This is a genomic window from Tardiphaga sp. OK246, from assembly GCF_900188215.1.
Classification (GTDB): Bacteria; Pseudomonadota; Alphaproteobacteria; order Rhizobiales; family Xanthobacteraceae; genus Tardiphaga; species Tardiphaga robiniae.
Window position 1 is genome coordinate 94232 of the sequence record NZ_FZOX01000008.1, and the last position, 13565, is coordinate 107796.

A 13565-nucleotide genomic window follows, 5' to 3' on the forward strand; every position below is an offset into this window, starting at 1 on the left:
TTTCCCGAAGCTGTATTCGGCTGCCATCCCCGCCTAGACTGTGTGCAATCGGTTATCCCGTTCGCGCTGCGCTGAGTGACCTCCCATGATCCGTCTTTACACCCGTGTGCTGGAGCTGCTCGGCAAGGAGAGGCGCCTTGGCTGGATCCTGGCGGGCGCCAACCTGCTGCTGGCCGGCGCGCAATTCGCCGAACCGGTGCTGTTCGGCCGGATCATCGACGTGCTCTCCGGCAATCTCTCGACGGCCGCGATGCAGACGGACAGCGCATCGCCCTGGCCGCTATTGGCGGCCTGGGTTGCGTTCGGCCTGTTCACCATCGTCTGCGGCGCGGTGGTGGCGCTTCATGCGGATCGCCTCGCGCATCGCCAGCGCCAGGCGGTGCTGACCGATTATTTCGAACACATCATGCAATTGCCGCTGACCTTCCACACCGGTACGCATTCAGGGCGCCTGATGAAAGTGATGCTGGCGGGCACCGATGCCCTGTGGCGCGTCTGGCTCGGCTTCTTCCGCGAGCACTTCGCCTCCATCGTCTCGCTGTTCGTGCTGCTGCCGCTGTCGATCTATCTCAACTGGCGGCTGGCGATGCTGCTCGTGATCCTGTGCGTCGTGTTCACGGTGCTGACCACGATGGTCGTGCGCAAGACATCCGGCATGCAGAGCGACGTCGAGGAGCATTACGGCGACCTTTCCGCGCGCGCGTCCGACGCGCTGGGCAATGTCGCGCTGGTGCAGAGCTTCACGCGCATCGATGCCGAGGTGCAGGGCCTGCGTGGCGTCTCCAGCCAGTTGCTCGAAAAGCAGATGCCGGTACTGTCGTGGTGGGCAGTGGTCTCGGTGATGACGCGCGCCTCCACCACCATCACCGTGCTGGCGATCTTCACCGTCGGCATCGCGCTGCATCAGCAGGGTCTCACCACCGTCGGCGAGATCGTGATGTTCGTCAGTTTTGCGACGATGCTGATCCAGAAGCTCGAACAGGTGGTTTCTTTCATCAACACCATCTTCATGGAAGCGCCGCGGCTGCGCGATTTCATGAATGTGCTCGATGCCGTGCCTGCCGTGCGCGACCGTATCGACGCCATGGATCCCGGCCGGCTGCAGGGCATGGTCGAATTCAACGACGTGTCGTTCTCCTATGACGGTAAGCGGCCGGCCATCGCGGATCTGTCCTTCACGGCGCTGCCCGGCGAGACCATCGCGCTCGTCGGCGCCACCGGCGCCGGCAAATCCACCGCTATCGCACTGCTGCACCGGGCCTTCGACCCGCAATCCGGCATCATCTCGATCGACGGTATGGATGTCCGTGCACTCACCCTGTCGGGCCTGCGCCGAAACATCGGCGTCGTGTTCCAGGAGGCGCTGCTGTTCAATCGCTCCATCGCCGACAACCTGCGCGTCGGCAAGCCGGATGCGACGGACGAAGAGTTGCGCATTGCCGCTGCCCGCGCCCAGGCGCTCGATTTCATCGAACGCAGCGATAACGGTTTCAACACCAATGCCGGCGAGCGTGGTCGCATGCTATCCGGCGGCGAGCGGCAGCGGCTGTCGATCGCGCGAGCTCTGCTGAAGGATCCGCCGATCCTGATCCTCGACGAGGCCACCAGCGCGCTCGATGCCGTGACCGAGGCCAAGCTCAACGTCGCTCTCGATGAAGTGATGAAGGGCCGCACCACCTTCGTGATCGCGCACAGGCTGTCCACCATCCGCAACGCCACGCGCATCCTCGTATTTGAGAACGGCCGCGTGATCGAAGCGGGAACTTTCGATGAACTCGTGATGCAGGGCGGCTATTTCGCCAGTCTGGCCGCCGCCCAGTTCATGGTTCAGGAGGACGCACGCGCCAGCATGGCCCTGCCCGATGTCGCCGAACCCCTTTGATGTCTTTGGAGAACCGGTCGAAATTTGGCCCCTTTCATCACCGATTTAACCGGCTCGCCACTGTTCTGATGCTCTCGGCCGGTATAGGTTTGCAGCCGTCACCGCGTGACGGCAGACCGACATGAGAGCCCCGAACCTCAAATCCAAGAATTGCTGCGCGCGGTGCTGGAGCACTGCAGGCGGGCCGCAAAGGACCGGAATCGGATAGTGCAGTTTCACTTCGCATCGCGCCGCCTGCTATCATTCAACTGGTTCATTCTCGCCGCGGCACTTGCGCTGGGCGTGACCGCGCCGCGTACGGCCAGTGCTGAAGCGCTTCTGCTCGTCGAAGCCGATACCGGCAAGGTCCTGCAGGCCGAGAACGCGACCTATCCGTGGCATCCCGCCTCCGTCACCAAGCTGATGACCACCTATGTCACGCTGCAGGCGGTGAAGCAGGGACGCATCAACCTCGACACGGTGGTGACAGTGTCGCCGATCGCCTCCGCACAGTCGCCATCGAAGATGGGCTTCAAGGCCGGCACGCAGGTCACGATCGATAACGCGCTGAAGATGATGATGGTGAAGTCAGCCAACGACATGGCCGTCGTGCTCGCCGAAGGCGTCGGCGGCTCCGTCGACGGATTTTCCGCGATGATGAATGCCACGGCTCAGAAGCTCGGCATGACGCAGACCCACTATGTCAATCCGAACGGCCTGCCTGCCGACGAACAGGTGACCTCGGCGCGCGACCTCGCGATCCTTGCGCGTGCGATCATTCGCGACCTGCCGGAATACGAATATTTCGTCCATATTCCCGCGATCAAATTCGGCCGCCGCATCACGCCGAACTTCAACAAGCTGATCGGCCGCTATCCCGGCGCCGACGGCATGAAGACCGGTTTCATCTGCGCCTCCGGCTACAATCTTGTCGCCACCGCCACCCGTGGCAACAAGCGGCTGATCGCGGTGGTGCTCGGCGCCTCGTCCGGCCAGGCGCGCGCCGTCAAGGCCGCGCAGCTGCTGGAACGCGGCTTCAACACCGGCACAGGCGGCCTGACCTGGCTGCAGCCGGCGCTCGGCACCGTGGATGCCCTCGCACCGATCGACGCCGCGCCGCCCAACCTGCGCGACGAGATGTGCGGACCGAAACGCAAGCGCCCGGCCAGCGACGCCGATGATGAAGTCGTCGCCAGCAACGAAGCCAGCAGCCAGGCCATGTCGTTCTTCACCGCCGGCCTGCAGCCGCCAACGCTGCGCCCGGTCGACATGATCGCCGCAGCCGCCGCACCGGTCGAGCCGGTGATCGTTTATATTGGGCCGAAGAAGACCGGTGCCGACCTGATCGCCGCCAATGCGGTGGAAGAAGCCCGGCAGACGCCGAAGCCCAAGGCCAAGAAGGGCACCAAGACCGCCGCCAAGAAGCCTGATGCGGCCGCCGACAGCAAGGACGCCAAAACCGCAGCATCGGCCGAGGCGAAACCAGCCGCGAAACCTGCGGCCAAACCGGCTGCAAAACAGGCAGCGGTGAAACCGGATGCAGTCGCGCCGAAACCGGCCGCTGCAGCTAAGCCAGCCGCCGCCAAGCCCGCAGCTGCCAAGCCTGCCACGGCAGCCACCGCCGCTCCGGCCACAACGCCGGCCAAGCCGAAGGCAGCGGCCAAACCCGCACCGAAGGCTACCACCGGCGAAGCCAAGCCGGCTGCGGCAGCTCCGCGCACTTAGACCTTCGTCGACAAGGCTCAACTATCATCGTTAACGCGGCCGGTTTCCGGCTGCGTCATGTTGCGCCGCGCCTTGCTATCAAGGGCAGCTTTGCTCAATACTTCGACGAAATAATCAAATCGAGGGGGAAGTGTCATGGAGCGTATCTGGCTCAAACAATATCCGGCAGGCGTGCCAGCCGACATCGACGTCAGCCTGTATCCGTCGCTGGTTGATCTGCTCGAAGAGAGCTTTGCCAAATTCCGCGATCGCAAAGCCTTCATCTGCATGGACAAGTCGATCACCTATCGTGAGCTCGACGAAATGTCCCTGGCGCTCGGCGCCTATCTGCAGAGCAAGGGCCTCGCCAAGGGCGCCCGTGTCGCGCTGATGATGCCGAACGTGCTGCAATATCCGATCGCCACCTCCGCGGTGCTGCGCGCCGGCTATGCCGTGGTCAACGTCAACCCGCTCTACACGCCGCGCGAGCTCGAGCATCAGCTCAAGGATTCCGGCGCCGAAGCCATCATCGTGCTGGAGAACTTCGCCTCTACGGTACAGCAGGTGATCGCCAAGACCAATGTGAAACACGTCATCCTTGGCAGCATGGGCGACATGCTCGGCTTCAAGGGCGTGATCGTCAATCTCGTGGTCCGCCGCGTGAAAAAGATGGTGCCGGCCTATGAATTGCCGGGCGCCGTCTGGTTCAACGATGCAGTCTCTGCCGGCCGCAGCATGAAGATGAAGAAGCCGGTGCTCGGGCCCGACGACGTCGCCTTCCTGCAATATACCGGCGGCACCACCGGCGTTTCCAAGGGCGCGACGCTGCGCCATCGCAACATCCTGGCCAATGTGCTGCAGAACGATGCCTGGCTGCAGCCGGCGCTGCGCAAGCCGCCGCATGTGGACCAGCTGTTCATCGTCTGCGCGCTGCCGCTCTATCATATCTTCGCACTGACAGCCTGCTTCCTGCTGGCCGTGCGCGCCGGCGGCGTCAACCTCCTGATCCCGAACCCGCGCGATATGCCAGGCTTCGTGAAGGAGCTGATGAAGTATCAGGTCAACAGCTTCCCGGCGGTCAACACGCTCTATAACGGCCTGCTGAATACGCCCGGTTTCGACCAGGTGGATTTCTCCAAGCTGAAGATTTCCAACGGCGGCGGCATGGCGGTGCAGAAGGCGGTGGCCGAGCGCTGGCTGAAGACGACCGGCTGCTTCGTCGCTGAAGGCTACGGCCTGTCGGAAACCTCGCCGACGCTGACCTGCAACCCGGCCGATGTCGATCAGTTCAACGGCTCCATCGGCGTGCCGGTGCCATCGACCTGGATCTCGATCCGCGACGACGACGGCAACGAAGTGCCGCTCGGCGAGCCCGGCGAGATTTGCGCCAAGGGTCCGCAGATCATGTCGGGCTACTGGAACCGGCCCGACGAGACCGCCAAGGTGATGACCGCGGACGGTTTCTTCCGCACCGGTGACATCGGCATCATGAGCCCCGATGGCTTCACCAAGATCGTCGATCGCAAGAAGGACATGGTGCTGGTCTCGGGCTTCAACGTCTATCCGAACGAGGTCGAGGACGTCATCGCCAGCCATCCCGGCGTGCTGGAATGCGCCGTGATCGGCGTGCCCGATCCGAAGACCACCGAGGCGGTGAAGGCCTTCGTCGTCAAGAAGGACCCGAACGTCACCGCCGAGGACATCATCAAGTTCTGCGGCACCCAGCTCACCAATTACAAGGTGCCGAAACAGATCGAATTCCGCACCGCTCTGCCGAAGACCAATGTCGGCAAGATCCTGCGCCGCGAACTCCGCGACGAGAAGAAGCAGGCCTCAGCGGCCTGACGCACTGCTATAGGGTGGGCCCGCTTTCGCATGGCCCACCCTATGGATTTCAGCATGACTGCAACGATTCCCGCCGACATCATCGCCTTCTGGACAGACGCCGGCTGGGACCGCTGGTACGCCAAAAACGACGATTTCGATGCCGAGATCACCCGTCGCTTTCGCGCACTGTGGGACGAGGCCGTCGCAGGCAACCTTGCGTCATGGGAGGCCAGTGACGAGGGCACGCTCGCTTTGATCCTCGTGCTCGACCAGTTTCCCCGCAACATGTTCCGCAACGACCCGCGCGCTTTTTCCAGCGATCGCCTCGCTTGCGACCTCACGATCAGGGCCGTCGCGCGCGGCGTCGATCAGCGCGTCGACCAGCAGATGCAGCAGTTCGTCTATATGCCGCTGATGCATTCGGAAGACCTCGCCGATCAGGAGCGCTGCTGCGCGCTGTTTCGCGCAACCGGCGAGACCGACAATCTGAAATTCGCCGACGAGCACGCCGACATCATCCGACGCTTCGGCCGTTTCCCCCACCGTAACCGGGTGCTGGGGCGCAGCACCACGCCGGAGGAACAGGCGTTTCTGGATGCCGGCGGCTTCGGCGGGTAAAATTGGCCTCCGACCCTCTTCGTCATTTCGAGGAGCGAAGCGACGCGGCAATCCAGTCTTCCCTTGTTGCTTTCTGGATTGCTTCGCTACGATCGCAATGACGAAGATGAGAAGCCCCTGCCTTGCCTTTGAGCGCCCCTCAATATTGCCCGCGTCATGCAGCCGGTCTAAACACACTTACCCTTACTTTCAGGAGAGATCGACGATGACCATTCAAGTTGGCGACAAGCTGCCCGAGTCCAAGCTCCGTGTCATGACCTCCGAAGGTCCGGCCGTGAAGACCACCGACGACATCTTCAAGGGCAAGAAAGTGGCGCTGTTCGCGGTGCCCGGCGCCTATACCGGCACCTGCCACAAGATGCATCTGCCGAGCATCTTCCTCAACGCCTACGCCATCAAGGACAAGGGCGTCGACACCATCGCGATCATCTCCGTCAACGACGTGTTCGTGATGAACGCCTGGAAGAAAGACACCGACCTGCGCGACGAAGCGGTGTTCCTCGCCGACGGCAATGCCGACTTCACCAAGGCGATCGGCATGGAGCTCGACGCATCCGGCAACGGCCTCGGCATCCGCTCGCATCGCTATTCGATGCTGGTCGAAGACGGCAAGGTGACCAAGCTCAACCTCGAGCCGGCACCGGGCAAGGTCGAAGTCTCCGGCGGCGACACGCTGCTCGGCCAGCTCTGAGCTGATCTGGTTTCCCCCCCCCCCTTGCGGGGGGGGGGGGGGAGGGTGCGTAGGCGGCCTTTGGCCGCCGTTCTTGAAAAGAGACGCCGATGCAAAGCATCGGCTATGGCGAAGCGAAGGCGGGAGAGGGGTAGCCACAAAGTACAGCGCTTGCGGCTACCCCTCTCCCGTCTTGAACGCACTCCGTGCGTTCAATCCACCCTCTCCCGCGGCGCGCAGCTCCGCTGCGCTGGGGGAGAGGGGAAGAAAAGAACTACCTGCCCCGGTTCTCCGCCAGCCCGTCGCGCGACAGCTGATCGGCGCGTTCGTTCTCGGCATGGCCGGCATGGCCCTTGACCCAGTGCCAGCGCACATCATGGGTCTTCAGCGCAGCATCGAGCCGCTGCCACAGGTCGACATTCTTCACCGGCTTCTTGTCCGACGTCTTCCAGCCGTTTTTCTTCCAGCCGTGAATCCAGCTCATGATGCCGTTGCGCAGATACTGGCTGTCGGTGTGCAGATCCACCGAGCACGGCTTTTTCAACGCTTCCAGCGCCGAGATCGCCGCCATCAGCTCCATGCGATTATTGGTGGTGTGGGCCTCGCCGCCCTTCAATTCCTTCTCGGCATCGCCGAAACGAAGGATCGCACCCCAGCCGCCGGGGCCGGGATTTCCCGAGCAGGCGCCGTCGGTATAGATCGTCACAGGCGTCGCAGTGGTCACGCGGGCTGCCTCGCCGCTTCGACGCCGTAGTCGGCCATCGACGTCACCGACTGGTGGAAGCGCAGCTTGCGAACATACTCGACCGGATCCTTCGGCTTCACGAAGGCGCCTTCCGGCACATTGAGGAAATCCACCAGCCGTGTCAGCAGGAAGCGGATCGACGCACCCCGCGCCAATAGCGGAAACGCCGCGCGCTCGGCACCGGTCAACGGACGCACCGCCTCATAGGCATTGAGGAAAGCGCGCGCCTTGGTGGCATTGAACGACAGATCCGGCTCGAAGCACCAGGCGTTCAGGCAGATCGCCACGTCGTAGGCCAGCATGTCATTGCAGGCGAACGGGAAGTCGATCAGGCCGGAGAGCTTGTCGCCAAGAAAGAACACGTTGTCCGGAAACAGATCCGCATGGATCACGCCTTCAGGCAGATCGCTCGGCCAATGCGCGGCAAGATAGTCGAGTTCGGTCTGCAGGAAAGCGCGCAGCCCGGGCTGAACCGTATCGGCGCGCGGTGCTGCGAGGTCGAGCAAACCGCGCCAACCATCGACCGACAGGTTGTTCTTGCGCACCAGCGGGAAATCGCGCCCGGCGACATGCATCCTCGCCAGCGCTTCGCCGACACCGGCGCAATGCATCGCGTTGGGACGACGCGGCCACATGCCTTCGAGGAAGTTGATGATCGCGGCGGGCCGGCCGGCGAGCGATGCATAGACCGCACCGTCGCGATTCTTCTGCGGCTGCGGGCAATTCACGCCGCGCGCGCAGAGATGTGCCATCAGACCGAGGAAGTAAGGCAGGTCGTCCGCTTCGACGCGCTTCTCATAGAGCGTGAGGATATACGCGCCCTTGGAGGTGTGCATCAGGAAGTTGGAATTCTCGACGCCTTCGGCGATGCCCTTGTAGGAGAGCAATTCGCCGACATCGTAGCTCTTCAGGAAGTCCGCGAGATCATCGGCGGCAACATCGGTATAGACCGCCATCGCGGTTACGCCGCGGCCTCGGGACGCAGCGAACGCGGCAGCGGGAAGAATTCGTTTTCTTCAGCAGCCGACACCGTCTCCACATGCAGCTCATAACGCTGCGCGAAGGCATCCATGATTTCTTCGACAATCACTTCCGGCGCCGAGGCGCCTGCGGTGATGCCGAGGCTGGTGATGCCTTCGAACATGCTCCAGTCGAGATCGCTGGCGCGCTGCGCCAGCACCGAAACCCTGCAGCCCTCGCGCTCGGCCACTTCGCGCAGACGCTGCGAGTTCGACGAGTTCGGCGCGCCAACCACGATCAGCGCATCGACCACCGGCGCCACCTTCTTCACGGCAAGCTGGCGATTGGTGGTGGCGTAGCAGATGTCTTCCTTGTGCGGCCCATTGATCGTGGGGAAGCGGCTCTTCAGCACTTCGACGATCTCGGCGGTGTCGTCGATCGACAACGTCGTCTGGGTCACGAAAGCGAGATTGTTCGGATCCTTCGGCTGGAAGGTCTGGGCGTCTCCAGCGGTCTCGATGAGCTGGACGGCGCCTGGCGGCAGCTGGCCGACGGTGCCGACAACTTCCGGGTGATGCGAATGCCCGATCAGCAGGATCTCACGGCCGCGCTTGAAGTGGATCGCCGCCTCGCGGTGCACCTTGGTGACCAGCGGGCACGTTGCGTCCAGCGAGAAGAAATTGCGCTGACGGGCATCCTCGGGAACCGATTTCGGCACGCCGTGGGCGGAAAATACTACCGGCGCGGAGGTGTTGTCCGGGATTTCGGCGAGTTCCTCGACGAAAATCGCGCCCTTGGTCTTGAGGCTGTCCACCACATACTTGTTATGGACGATCTCGTGGCGGACATAGACCGGCGCGCCATGGATGGCGAGTGCGCGTTCGACCGTATCGATCGCCCGGACGACGCCTGCGCAGAAGCCGCGCGGCGAACAAAGAACGATTTTCAGGGACGGTTTGGTCGTCATATCGGGGCGATCCAGGGGCCTGGGCACCAAAATGGCAGGTGCGATGGGTCAGATTGGCAAAATTCAGCCAAAGAGCTTGTCTGAATAAGGACTTGGGGCCGGTTTGCGGCGCTGTCAAGGCCGAACTGCCGGGCATTGCGCGGTTGCCCTCTGACAGATTATATAGAGCCTTAATTCCCGTCATCACCGATGACCAGACGGCTTCGCCTCCGAAAGAGGTGGGCGAAGCGCAAAGGAGATGTGCCATGAGCAATGCCCCGCTGATGCCAAAGGCGACGGCCGTGTGGCTGGTCGACAATACGGCGCTGACCTTCGATCAGGTCGCCGATTTCACCAAGATGCACCCGCTCGAGATCCGCGCCATTGCCGACGGCGACGCCGCCCAGGGCATCAAGGGCATGGACCCGATTTCCAACGGGCAGCTGACCCGCGATGAGATCGAAAAGGGCGAGAAGGACAAGAATTATCGGCTCAAGCTCGAAGAGAGCAAGGTGATCCTGCCGCCGGCCGCCAAGAAGAAGGGCCCGCGCTACACCCCGGTGTCGCGCCGCCATGAGCGCCCGAGCGCGATCCTGTGGCTGGTGCGTAACCATGCCGAGCTGAAAGACAGCCAGATCATGCGCTTGGTCGGCACCACCAAAACCACCATCGCCTCGATCCGCGACCGCACCCACTGGAACGCCTCAACTCTCACCCCGATGGATCCGGTGACCCTCGGCCTGTGCTCGCAGATCGAACTCGATTTCGAAGTGCAGCGCGCAGCCAAGGAAAAGCCGACCGACCAGGCTTACGGCGGCGCGACCCTGCTGCCCGCTTCGGAAACCACCCGCAAGGATGAGCTGGAGACCGCCGAGAGCGGCAGCGGCGACCTCAATGTCGATGCCGTGTTCGCCAAGCTGAAGGGCATCGGCGGCAGCAAGAAGCAGGACGACGACGAATAAGCGCCTGCGCTGCGCACAGATGCGCGGCGGTAATAACAGAATTGAAAACGCGGCGGTTCATCCCGCCGCGTTTTTTTGTTTCAGGGGATGCGCCGCCCGCTTACGCCAGCGGGCGACGGATGCTGACATTGATGCTGCCGTCATCGTCATATGCCACCAGCTTGCCGATGAAATTCGAGAACGACGTGGCGACTTCGATGAAGCAGCCCTGTCTGTCGATCATGTAAGCGAGGACGTCGTCGGCATTCTCCAGGTTCACGCCTGCATCAGCCAGTTCGCTGATGTCCGGGATGACCTCGTGATCGACGAAGTAGATCTTGCCCTTCGCCTTACCCTTGTAGATTTCGACGATCGGATCGCCGCCGTGACTTTCCGCCACCGGATAGCAGAAGGCACGGAAGGCCTTGTCCCAGAGATCGGCGTCGGCGAGGAACACGCGCAGGTCGTTGTATTCGAAGCCGGTGTCGAGACCGCGGAGGTAGCGCACCGAATCGAATGTCTCGACGCCATCGGCCAGCGGGCTGGCTGTGTCGAGATCGAAATAGAAGCCGTTATGCGCTTTCAGAAACGCCGTATAATCGGACGAGAATTCGATGCCCTGCTCCGCGGCAAAAGCCGCTATGGCTTTGTCCATCACCGGCTTGAATGTCATCGCATCGGGATAGTCTTCGAACCTGAACTCGTTCGCCATCATGTACTCCGCTTATGCGTAAGGGATCCCGCCTGAGCGGTGCCTTCCTTGGTGCTGCAGAGGTAAGGCAAGGTTCATGGCCGCGCCCGACGCATAATCTTCACTTTCCAAACGCCATCGAATCCTGCGACATCGCGCATGGACGGCAACGCATGGAGTGGCGACGATGGCATCTCTCTGGCTTGGTCTGGTGCGCTTGCTGGCCGGCTTTCGCCGCGGCCTGCGCGATCCGGAATTTCGCGCGATCCTGTTTCTGCTGGCCATCGCCATGACCGGCGGCGCCGTGTTCTTTCACGCCGTGGAAGGCTGGCCGTGGATCGACGCCGCCTATTTCAGCGCGATGGCGCTCACCACCGTTGGCGACGCCACGCTGTCGCCGACCACGGCCATTGCCAAGATCTTCACGATGCTGTTCTCGATCTGCGGCATCGGACTGATGCTGGCATTTCTGTCACGGCTATCGACGTTCCGAGAGCATGAGGAAGGGCGGGAGTAGCCGAAGACATCGATTGTCTTACCGATCTGGCGGCACTTAGAATACAGCGATCATAGCCGCTTCTGAATGCTGTGGGGACGCGTTTGGTGCCATGAAAGTCCGCGATGCCATCAAACTCATCGAGGATGACGGCTGGTTTCAGGTCGCGACGCGCGGCAGCCACCGGCAATTTAAACATCCAACCAAGCCCGGGCGCGTCACCATCGCCGGCAAGCCGTCCGACGACCTTGCACCCGGCACATTTAGAAGTATCTTGAAGCAGGCAGTCCTGACGGAGAGACCCTAGTGCGTTATGCAGTTGTCATAGAGAAGACCGACGACAACTATTCCGCATACGTGCCGGATCTGCCCGGCTGCGTTGCAACCGGCGATACCGTGAAGATGGTCGAGAGCGAAATCCGCGAGGCCATTCGTTTTCACATCGAAGGCCTCAGAGAAGACGGGCTCCCGGTGCCCGCGCCGACCAGCATCGCAGACTACGTCGAGACTTGAAGCTCGTAGCCGTCACGCCTTCTTCAGAAATTCCGTGCGCAGCACCAGGCCTTTCACCTTGTCGGTGCGGCCTTCGATCTCGTCTTCATTGTCGGTGAGATGGATGTTCTTGATCACGGTGCCGCGCTTGAGCACGGTGGACGAGCCTTTCAGCTTGAGGTCCTTGATCAGCGTGACGGTATCGCCTTCGGCGAGCAGCGCGCCGTTCGAATCCCTGACCTTGATGTCCATGATGTTGTCCTGATGGTGCGGTGGTGTGGAGCGGGGCACCCAACAGGATGGGAGCGCCGAAAGCAACAGTGGCACGGCAAAATCGCAAAAAAGAAGGGCCGACTGACATCGGCCCTTCCGTCACACAGTGAGAGATCGAAAGGATCAGAACTTGTAGGTGATGCCGGTGCCGACCAGCCACGGGTCGAGCTTGACCTGACCGGTGATCGCCGCGCCGCTGGCCAGCGTGCCTTCCCAATCCGGGCGCATCCACATCTTCTTCACGTCGACGTTCCAGCCCCAATGCTTGTCGATCATGTAGTCGAAGCCGAACTGCAGCACCGGCGCCGCGGTGTCTTTCAGACGGCTGCTCGTCACGCCCACGCCGCTGGCACTCTGGTTGAAGAACCAGGTGTAGTTCACGCCGGCGCCGATATAGGGCTTGAAGGCGCCGAACTGCGTGAAGTGATATTGGAAGGTCAGCGTCGGCGGCAGCAGCCACGCCTTGCCGACGTCGAGGCCGGCAATGGCGCCGTCACCGGTGACGTGGTGCTTGGTGACACCAAGGATCAGTTCGGCTGCGAGGTTCGGCGTGAAGAAATACGAGATGTCGAGTTCGGGAACGACCTGATCGGAGGTCTTCAGGCTGGAGCCCGGCACCTGGTGAACCGTACCACCATTCTCCGGAATGACGCCGAGCACGCGCAGACGGATCATCCAGGGATTCCACGCTTCAACCACCGGCGCCTTGGTGTACGGCGTCGCCGCCGGAAGATCGGCGGCGTCCGCCGTTGTCGCCATGCTGGTCATCGCCGTTGCTGCCATCAGCAACGACATGGTCGTCAAGATTCTCTTCATCGCCAAGCGCCCTGTCTTTCGATTCGTTCGGGGTGAACGATCTCACCCGATCAGATCCGAAAGACGCTCGCCGCGGCGCTCACACGTTGATCTCAATCAAAAGCAAACGACCGCACAGCGTCTCGCTGCGCGGTCGTTGCCTTTGGGAGACACAGTGTTGCGGAATATCAATCCGCGGCGTTACGGCCGGCTTGGATTGTTCAGCATGTACTCGCCGAGATTGCGCTGCGCGCGGTCGGCGCGATTGATGGCATTGCTGCGCTGAACGTCGCGGTCCTTGCGGCAGGCCGCATATTCCGGCGAACCGACAGCGACACCATTAGCGCGGCAGATCGCGTCATCGTCATCGCCGAGGCTCGACATGGGAATGTCGGTGCGGCGCGCGCAGGCGCTGAGCAGCGTCGCGGCCAGCGTAAGCGCGATGAGAGAGGTCGAGGTCAGTCGCATGCATGGTTCCGTTACTTGATCTTCTCTGTCATTGCCGGGCTTGACCCGGCAATCCAGCTTTGCCGTTTGAAAGGAAGA

General features: G+C 62.2%; 16 protein-coding genes. 9 read left to right on the top strand and 7 right to left on the bottom strand.

Annotated elements, in window-relative coordinates; translation table 11 throughout:
- Positions 1 to 85 precede the first annotated feature (85 nt).
- The 5 genes from CHC01_RS28270 (at position 86) to CHC01_RS28290 (ending at position 6701) form a co-directional block, all read left to right on the top strand.
- Positions 86 to 1882 (top strand): glucan ABC transporter ATP-binding protein/ permease, encoded by a 1797-nt coding sequence (locus CHC01_RS28270; RefSeq protein WP_089267669.1) that lies wholly within the window; start codon positions 86 to 88, stop codon positions 1880 to 1882.
- Positions 1883 to 2089: 207 nt separating this feature from the next.
- Positions 2090 to 3586: a D-alanyl-D-alanine carboxypeptidase family protein gene (locus CHC01_RS28275; RefSeq protein WP_089267670.1), complete on the top strand. Its 1497-nt coding sequence runs from the start codon at positions 2090 to 2092 to the stop codon at positions 3584 to 3586.
- Positions 3587 to 3721: 135 nt separating this feature from the next.
- The gene (locus CHC01_RS28280; RefSeq protein ID WP_089267671.1) at positions 3722 to 5410 is read left to right on the top strand and encodes a long-chain fatty acid--CoA ligase; all 1689 of its coding nucleotides are present in this window, start codon (positions 3722 to 3724) and stop codon (positions 5408 to 5410) included.
- Between the two features lie 54 nt (positions 5411 to 5464).
- Complete coding sequence (locus tag CHC01_RS28285) at positions 5465 to 6010, top strand: DUF924 family protein (protein ID WP_244558552.1); 546 nt, start codon at positions 5465 to 5467, stop codon at positions 6008 to 6010.
- Between the two features lie 205 nt (positions 6011 to 6215).
- Positions 6216 to 6701, top strand: coding sequence for a peroxiredoxin (locus tag CHC01_RS28290; RefSeq protein WP_089267673.1), 486 nt, complete (start codon positions 6216 to 6218; stop codon positions 6699 to 6701).
- Positions 6702 to 6954: 253 nt separating this feature from the next.
- On the opposite strand, the gene rnhA is transcribed toward CHC01_RS28290, so the two are convergent.
- The 3 genes from rnhA to ispH are packed head-to-tail and all read right to left on the bottom strand — an operon-like array spanning position 6955 to position 9352.
- Positions 6955 to 7404 (bottom strand): ribonuclease HI, encoded by a 450-nt coding sequence (rnhA, locus tag CHC01_RS28295; protein ID WP_089267674.1) that lies wholly within the window; start codon positions 7402 to 7404, stop codon positions 6955 to 6957.
- Positions 7401 to 8381, bottom strand: coding sequence for a homoserine kinase (locus CHC01_RS28300; protein ID WP_089267675.1), 981 nt, complete (start codon positions 8379 to 8381; stop codon positions 7401 to 7403). Before CHC01_RS28300 ends, rnhA begins: the two co-directional genes overlap by 4 nt.
- A gap of 5 nt (positions 8382 to 8386) precedes the next feature.
- A complete protein-coding gene (gene ispH, locus CHC01_RS28305; RefSeq protein WP_089267676.1) occupies positions 8387 to 9352 on the bottom strand; it encodes a 4-hydroxy-3-methylbut-2-enyl diphosphate reductase in 966 nt (321 codons plus the stop codon).
- 245 nt (positions 9353 to 9597) lie between these two features.
- Here ispH and CHC01_RS28310 point away from each other — a divergent pair, with 245 nt between their 5' ends.
- Entirely contained in the window at positions 9598 to 10293 is a 696-nt protein-coding gene (locus CHC01_RS28310) for a DUF1013 domain-containing protein (RefSeq protein WP_089267677.1), read from the top strand.
- 100 nt (positions 10294 to 10393) lie between these two features.
- Here the strand turns inward: CHC01_RS28310 and CHC01_RS28315 are convergent, their stop codons facing one another.
- The gene (locus tag CHC01_RS28315; RefSeq protein WP_170849602.1) at positions 10394 to 10984 is read right to left on the bottom strand and encodes an SMI1/KNR4 family protein; all 591 of its coding nucleotides are present in this window, start codon (positions 10982 to 10984) and stop codon (positions 10394 to 10396) included.
- A gap of 166 nt (positions 10985 to 11150) precedes the next feature.
- Here CHC01_RS28315 and CHC01_RS28320 point away from each other — a divergent pair, with 166 nt between their 5' ends.
- The 3 genes from CHC01_RS28320 (at position 11151) to CHC01_RS28330 (ending at position 11972) form a co-directional block, all read left to right on the top strand.
- A complete protein-coding gene (locus tag CHC01_RS28320; RefSeq protein ID WP_089267679.1) occupies positions 11151 to 11480 on the top strand; it encodes a potassium channel family protein in 330 nt (109 codons plus the stop codon).
- A 91-nt stretch (positions 11481 to 11571) separates the two neighbouring features.
- Complete coding sequence (locus CHC01_RS28325) at positions 11572 to 11766, top strand: type II toxin-antitoxin system HicA family toxin (RefSeq protein ID WP_089267680.1); 195 nt, start codon at positions 11572 to 11574, stop codon at positions 11764 to 11766.
- The gene (locus CHC01_RS28330; RefSeq protein ID WP_089267681.1) at positions 11766 to 11972 is read left to right on the top strand and encodes a type II toxin-antitoxin system HicB family antitoxin; all 207 of its coding nucleotides are present in this window, start codon (positions 11766 to 11768) and stop codon (positions 11970 to 11972) included. The genes CHC01_RS28325 and CHC01_RS28330 overlap by 1 nt, the downstream gene beginning before the upstream one ends.
- Before the next feature lie 12 nt (positions 11973 to 11984).
- On the opposite strand, the gene CHC01_RS28335 is transcribed toward CHC01_RS28330, so the two are convergent.
- From CHC01_RS28335 to CHC01_RS28345, 3 genes are all read right to left on the bottom strand, one after another.
- A complete protein-coding gene (locus CHC01_RS28335) occupies positions 11985 to 12203 on the bottom strand; it encodes an alkylphosphonate utilization protein (RefSeq protein WP_011665834.1) in 219 nt (72 codons plus the stop codon).
- A 144-nt stretch (positions 12204 to 12347) separates the two neighbouring features.
- A complete protein-coding gene (locus CHC01_RS28340) occupies positions 12348 to 13040 on the bottom strand; it encodes an OmpW/AlkL family protein (RefSeq protein WP_089267845.1) in 693 nt (230 codons plus the stop codon).
- A 180-nt stretch (positions 13041 to 13220) separates the two neighbouring features.
- A complete protein-coding gene (locus CHC01_RS28345; RefSeq protein WP_089267682.1) occupies positions 13221 to 13487 on the bottom strand; it encodes a hypothetical protein in 267 nt (88 codons plus the stop codon).
- Positions 13488 to 13565: the final 78 nt, after the last annotated feature.

Bases quoted from the DNA above. Each gene is read 5' to 3' on its own strand.
- CHC01_RS28270 (WP_089267669.1), top strand. From the start codon at position 86: ATGATCCGTCTTTACACCCGTGTGCTGGAGCTGCTCGGCAAGGAGAGG.
- CHC01_RS28325 (WP_089267680.1), top strand. From the start codon at position 11,572: ATGAAAGTCCGCGATGCCATCAAACTCATCGAGGATGACGGCTGGTTT.
- CHC01_RS28315 (WP_170849602.1), bottom strand. From the start codon at position 10,984: ATGGCGAACGAGTTCAGGTTCGAAGACTATCCCGATGCGATGACATTC.
- CHC01_RS28290 (WP_089267673.1), top strand. From the start codon at position 6,216: ATGACCATTCAAGTTGGCGACAAGCTGCCCGAGTCCAAGCTCCGTGTC.
- CHC01_RS28285 (WP_244558552.1), top strand. From the start codon at position 5,465: ATGACTGCAACGATTCCCGCCGACATCATCGCCTTCTGGACAGACGCC.
- CHC01_RS28345 (WP_089267682.1), bottom strand. From the start codon at position 13,487: ATGCGACTGACCTCGACCTCTCTCATCGCGCTTACGCTGGCCGCGACG.
- CHC01_RS28340 (WP_089267845.1), bottom strand. From the start codon at position 13,040: ATGAAGAGAATCTTGACGACCATGTCGTTGCTGATGGCAGCAACGGCG.
- CHC01_RS28335 (WP_011665834.1), bottom strand. From the start codon at position 12,203: ATGGACATCAAGGTCAGGGATTCGAACGGCGCGCTGCTCGCCGAAGGC.
- CHC01_RS28280 (WP_089267671.1), top strand. From the start codon at position 3,722: ATGGAGCGTATCTGGCTCAAACAATATCCGGCAGGCGTGCCAGCCGAC.
- ispH (WP_089267676.1), bottom strand. From the start codon at position 9,352: ATGACGACCAAACCGTCCCTGAAAATCGTTCTTTGTTCGCCGCGCGGC.
- CHC01_RS28310 (WP_089267677.1), top strand. From the start codon at position 9,598: ATGAGCAATGCCCCGCTGATGCCAAAGGCGACGGCCGTGTGGCTGGTC.
- CHC01_RS28300 (WP_089267675.1), bottom strand. From the start codon at position 8,381: ATGGCGGTCTATACCGATGTTGCCGCCGATGATCTCGCGGACTTCCTG.
- CHC01_RS28320 (WP_089267679.1), top strand. From the start codon at position 11,151: ATGGCATCTCTCTGGCTTGGTCTGGTGCGCTTGCTGGCCGGCTTTCGC.